The sequence below is a fragment of the Vicinamibacterales bacterium genome, from assembly GCA_035699745.1.
GTDB lineage: Bacteria > Acidobacteriota > Vicinamibacteria > Vicinamibacterales > 2-12-FULL-66-21 > JAICSD01.
On record DASSPH010000002.1, the window covers coordinates 1 to 4,974 of the forward strand.

Below are 4,974 nucleotides of genomic sequence, written 5' to 3' on the forward strand. Positions count from 1 at the left end.
GCCGCGCCGCGCCCGGTGGGTGGCTGCATGGCGGGTGACAACGACTACGTCAGGCTGGCCGGGTCCAGGTGTCCGGACGCGTCGCCGAAGTTCTCCATCGGCACGCCCATGCGCTCCATCAGCGTCAGATGGAAGTTCGACATCGGCGTTTCCCTGCGGTAGATCACGCGACGGCCGCCCTTGAAGTAGTTGCCGCCGCGGCCGATGAGCAGCGTCGGGAGGTCGTCGTGCAGATGGCGGTTGCCGTCCGACAGCCCGGCGCCGTACACGATCATCGAGTTGTCGAGCAGGTTGCCGTCCCCTTCCGGGATCGACTTCAACTTGCGCAGCCAGCCGGCCAGCTGCGTCGTGTGGTACTCGTTGATCTGGATCACCTTCTCGATGAGATCGGCCTTCCCCTGATGGTGGGTGCAGGGGTGGTGGCCGTCGGCGATCCCGATTTCGCGGTACGAGCGGCTCGTGCCTTCGCGCGTCATGAGGAACGTCAGCACGCGCGTCATGTCCGCCTGGAACGCGATCGTGATCATGTCGGTCATGAGCTTGAAGTGCTCGGCGAAGTCGGGCGGCACGCCGTACGGCTTGTCCATGCCGGGATTGACGGCGATGCTGTCCTTCTCCGCCTTCTCCAGCTGACGCTCGACTTCACGGATCGACGAGAGATATTCCTCGAGCTTGCGCTGGTCGGTCGGGCCGAGCGACGACTGCAGCTTCTTCGTGTCCGTCGTGACGAAGTCCAGGATGCTGCGGCGGTAGCGCGCGCGGCGATCCATGTCCTCGGCGCTCATGATCTGCCCCGTGCCGAAGAGCCGCTCGAACAGGACCCGTGGATCGAGCACCGGCGGCAGCGGCTGCGTCTCGCTGCGCCACGACAGGTTGTTCGTGTAGGCGCACGAGTAGCCCGAGTCGCAGTCGCCCGCCTGCCGCGAGTCGTCCATGCCGAGCTCGAGCGACGCGAAGCGCGTCTCGTGTCCGATCTTGTTGGCGATGATCTGGTCGGCCGAGACGCTCGCCTTGATGTCGATGGTCGTCTTCTTGACCTGCACACCGGTGAGATACGAGCCGGCGCAGCGTCCGTGGTCGCCGGCGCCGTCGAGCAGCGCCCGCCCGCTGTTGTTCGTCAGGTTGCCGATCTGGATCATGTCGCCGCAGAAGGCCTCGAGCGGCTTCATGATGCGCGGGAGGTTGCCGGCCAGCGGCCCGGCCTGCGGGACGTTCCAGTTCCTCATGTCGATGCCGTTGGGCACGTAGAGGAACGCGAGCCGCACCGGCAGTTTGGCGGGGGCCGCAAACGCCGGCACCATCGAGTCCAGGAACGGGAGCGCCACCGCGGCCCCCACGCCCTTCAGGAACGTCCGACGCGGAACCGCCTTGCCTGTGACGATCATCTCGCCTCCTGGAAACGCAGCCGTGATTTTAAACGAAACCGGCTAAAATCGCCCGCCGGGACCGGGGGGTCCCCTTGGAGGCAGGAAAAATGCTCAGAATGGTCCCGCTAGGGTTCGTCGCGCTGATTGCGCTTACCGCCGCCCCCTCGGCGCAGCAAGCCCAGCCGCCCCAGGCGCCCCCTGCCGCCCAGCCTGCGGGGCGGGGCCGCGGCGGTCCCCCGCTGCTGCCCACACCCCCGCTGACCGCGCCGCCGACGCCGACGGCCAACGGCCGGTTCGTGATCGGCCCGCCCTACAACCCGGCGCCCGAGCTCACCGTGAAGGACGGTGTGCCCAAGGGGACCGTCCACGAGTTCACGATGGACTCGAAGGACAGCAAGATCTACCCCGGCATCGCGCGTGGTCAAAACGGCGTCGTCCCCTACACGCGCCGCGTCGCCGTCTACGTGCCGGCCGGCTACAAACCCGGGACCCCCGTGCCGTTCATCGTCGCGCAGGACGGATTGTCGGCGAGCTACCGCAACAACATTCCGCCCGCGCTGGACACGTTGATTCACGAGAAGCGCGTCCCCGCCATGGTCGCCGTCATGGTGCACAACGGCGGCGGCGACGCGCAGGGCAGCCAGCGCGGACTGGAGTACGACACCGTCTCGGGGGTCTACACGGACTTCATCGAGACCGAAGTGCTGCCGCGGATCACGAAAGACTACGGGATCGAGTTCACGAAGGACCCCGAAGGGCGCGCGACCATGGGCGGGAGTTCCGGCGCGGCGTGCGCATTCACGATGGCGTGGTTCCACCCGGAGCTGTACCGCCGGGTGCTGTCGTACTCCGGCACGTACGTGAACCAGCAGTCGCCGCTCAGCCCGACGTCACCGCGAGGCGCGTGGGAATATCACGCGACCTACATCCCTTACAGCCCGGCCAAGCCGATTCGCGTGTGGATGCACGTAGGCGAGCGCGACAACCGGTACTGGGATCAGGAAGAGACGTGGCACAACTGGGTGCTGGCCAACGAGCGCATGGCCGCCGCGCTCGAGGCCAAGGGCTACAAGTACCAGTACGTGTATGCCCGCGACTCGGGCCACACCCCCCGCGACGTCATCGCGGCGACGCTGCCCGAGGCGCTCGAATGGCTCTGGCAGGGATATCCGAAATGAGGGGTCAGGCCCCGCCGCGGCGCCCCGCCGGTGCCGGACCCGCGGGCAGCAGCGAGAAATTGCCGCGGCCCCAGCCGTTCGCCGGCTTCATCGCGGGCGTCTTCTGCCCGTTGTGACAGGTCAGGCAACTGACCTTCTCGGGAACGGCAGGGTCGCCCACGCCTTTCAGCCCCTCGCTGTTCAGCGCCATCGTCATCTGGATCATCTGGCGCGCGATCTCTTTTTCCTTCTTCTCGTCGAGGCTGTAGTCGAGCGTCGGCGGACGTCCCTCGGCCGGCGGCGGGGCGGTCGGGTCGACGGCGTGGCAGTGCGTACACTGCACGCCCAGGCTCTCGGCGAACGTCTGCATGAGGGCGCGGACCTGCTGTCCCGTCCAGGTCTTCGGGAGCACCTTCAGGTTCTTCGGCGGCGGCTGCTGGAAGCCGCCGCGTGCGGCAGGCGGAGGCGCAGCGGGGTCCTGCGCGGCCAGCGCGATCGTCATTGCCACCATGGCCACGCATCCGGCCAGCGTTCCAACAATTCCCTTGAGTCTCTGCATGAACCCTCCGGCGCAACGTAAAAAGTGGCCGAGAGTCTAACACGCCCGTAAAATGGCGCTGCGCATGACCCACTCGACATCGCATCGCATCAGCCTCCTCGTGTTCGCGGCCGTTGCCGCGCTCGCCGTCGCGCTCCCCTGGGCAGCGCAGCAGCCGCCGCAATCGGATGCGGTCGTGAACCCGCTGGCGGGCAACCCCGCGGCGATTCAGGCCGGCACACGGCTGTTCAACGACTTCTGCGCGGATTGCCACGGCGGCGGTGGCGTCGGCAACAACAAGGGCCCCGCGCTGAACACCGGGACCTTCAAGCACGGCGGCGACGACGCGGGACTGTTCCGCACGATCAAGAACGGCATTCCCGGAACGGAGATGGACCCGAACGCCAACGTCCCCGACAACCAGATCTGGCAGCTCGTCGCGTACATCCGGAGCCTGGCGCCCGTGACGGATCGCGGCCCGGCGGCGTCGGCATCGGCCGTCGGCGGCAGCGCGGCCGCGGGCGAAGCGATCTTCTTCGGGAAGGGGGCGTGCGCCACGTGCCACGACATCAACGGACGCGGCGGTGCGGTCGCCTCGGACCTCTCGGGTGCGGGCCAGCTTCCGGTCGCGACGCTCCGGCAGGCGATCGTCGATCCGAATGCGCTCGCGCCGCCGGCCGGCGGCCGCGGAGGCGGGCGAGGCGGTGGGCGCGGCGGTCCGGCGCGTCCCGTCACCGTCGTCGTCAAGTACCGCGACGGCCGCGAACTGCGCGGCATCCGCCGCAGCGAGGACACGTTCTCGCTGCAGCTGATCGACGCGACCGGGCGTTTCCACACCGTCGACAAGATGACGGCGGACGTCCGCGTCGATCCTGTCTCGCTGATGCCTGCTTACAAAGACCGGCTCACCGAGGAGGAGATCACGAACCTGGTGGCGTATCTCGCGGCGCAGCGCGGGCGGGACGCCCAGTCGTCGACGGTGTCGACGACGCTGATCACGAAGACAGCGGGCGTACCGGACGTTCTCACGACGGGCGGCATCAGCTACGAGCGGCTGGTCGCCTCCGACAAGGAGCCGCACAACTGGACGATGTTCTGGGGCAACTACCGCGGCACGCACTACTCGGCGCTGAAACAGATCGACACCACCAACGTCGGACGCCTCCAGGCGCAGTGGGCCTCGCCGATTCCCGGCGACTCGATCCTCGAGGCGACGCCGATCGTCGTGGACGGGATCATGTACGTCACCGGCAGCGGCAATCCGCTCACCGTGTCGGCGCTGGACGCGAAGACCGGCCGGCAGATCTGGCGCTACACGCGGCAACAGCCGGTGAAGAACCCCTACGAAAACAACCGCTTCAACCGCGGCGTGGCGATCCTCGACAACCGGCTGTTCGTCGGCACGCTCGACGCCGTGCTGATCGCGCTCGACGCGCGGAGCGGCGCGGTGTTGTGGCAGGTGCAGATGGCCGACACGATGGAGGGCTACGAGCTGACGAGCCCGCCGCTGGTCGTGAAGGACAAGGTCATCATGGGCGTGGGCGGCGGCGAATACGCGATCCGCGGATTCATCGACGCCTACGACGCCGCGAGCGGCAAGCGCCTCTGGCGCTTCTACACCGTGCCCGGACCGGGCGAGTTCGGCCACGACACATGGAAGGGGGACAGCTGGCAGAAGGGTGGGAGTGCGGCGTGGCTCACGCCGACGTACGATCCGGATCTGAATCTCGTCTACGTGCCGGTCGGCAATCCCGCGCCGCAGATCGATCGCACGGTCAGAGGCGTCGGCCTCGACAACCTGTTCAGCTCGTCGGTCGTCGCGCTCGACGCCACGACCGGACTCCGCAAGTGGCACTACCAGTTCACCCCGAACGACGGGCGCGACTGGGACTCGACGGAGGACATGGTCCTC

General features: G+C 67.9%; 4 protein-coding genes. 2 read left to right on the forward strand and 2 right to left on the reverse strand.

All coding sequences use genetic code 11. The features are described 5' to 3' along the window. Positions 1–44: 44 nt before the first annotated feature. Positions 45–1,385: a DUF1552 domain-containing protein gene (locus tag VFK57_00095; GenBank protein HET7694084.1), complete on the reverse strand. Its 1,341-nt coding sequence runs from the start codon at positions 1,383–1,385 to the stop codon at positions 45–47. Positions 1,386–1,483: 98 nt separating this feature from the next. Here VFK57_00095 and VFK57_00100 point away from each other — a divergent pair, with 98 nt between their 5' ends. Beyond that, a complete protein-coding gene (locus VFK57_00100) occupies positions 1,484–2,545 on the forward strand; it encodes an alpha/beta hydrolase-fold protein (protein ID HET7694085.1) in 1,062 nt (353 codons plus the stop codon). A 4-nt stretch (positions 2,546–2,549) separates the two neighbouring features. On the opposite strand, the gene VFK57_00105 is transcribed toward VFK57_00100, so the two are convergent. Beyond that, positions 2,550–3,083, reverse strand: a complete 534-nt coding sequence (locus VFK57_00105; GenBank protein ID HET7694086.1) for a c-type cytochrome — start codon at positions 3,081–3,083, stop codon at positions 2,550–2,552. Positions 3,084–3,147: 64 nt separating this feature from the next. On the opposite strand from VFK57_00105, the gene VFK57_00110 reads away from it, so the two are divergent. Continuing rightward, a partial coding sequence (locus VFK57_00110; GenBank protein ID HET7694087.1) for a c-type cytochrome occupies positions 3,148–4,974 on the forward strand: 1,827 nt, incomplete at its 3' end.

Bases quoted from the DNA above. Each gene is read 5' to 3' on its own strand.
- VFK57_00095 (HET7694084.1), bottom strand. From the start codon at position 1,385: ATGATCGTCACAGGCAAGGCGGTTCCGCGTCGGACGTTCCTGAAGGGC.
- VFK57_00100 (HET7694085.1), top strand. From the start codon at position 1,484: ATGGTCCCGCTAGGGTTCGTCGCGCTGATTGCGCTTACCGCCGCCCCC.
- VFK57_00105 (HET7694086.1), bottom strand. From the start codon at position 3,083: ATGCAGAGACTCAAGGGAATTGTTGGAACGCTGGCCGGATGCGTGGCC.